Below are 355 nucleotides of genomic sequence, written 5' to 3' on the forward strand. Positions count from 1 at the left end.
GTAAATCGCCTCCGCCACCGGATTGACTGCCTCTACCTGGCCTTGATCATCGATCATCACAATACCATCCGCTGCATTTTCAAATATCGCGGTCAAACGATCTGAAGATGCTTTCAGCGCTGCTTGTTGTTCAGTCAGGTTTTCCAACAAAGTAGTTTGATTTTGATTGATGACGTCCGCTTCGCGTTTTAATGCAGTCATGACTTGCATATCCTGCTCACGCTGCAGGAATAACTGTATCAAAATACGGAATGCCGCAATCACCGCCGCAATCGCGCCAGCTGTAACGATGGCAATGGCCATACTGATTTTGCGCCAGTCGGCCAGGTAAAATTCTTCATCCACAGAAAAATTC

The 355-nt window shown here is 47.0% G+C and carries 1 protein-coding gene; it reads right to left on the reverse strand.

The window, feature by feature from the left end:
* The coding region (locus KDM89_RS20605) for a PAS domain S-box protein (RefSeq protein WP_212689718.1) at positions 1-355 on the reverse strand (355 nt) is incomplete at both ends.

This window comes from Cognatundibacterium luofuense (genome assembly GCF_018139685.1).
GTDB classification, from domain to species: Bacteria; Pseudomonadota; Gammaproteobacteria; order Burkholderiales; family Burkholderiaceae_D; genus Undibacterium; species Undibacterium luofuense.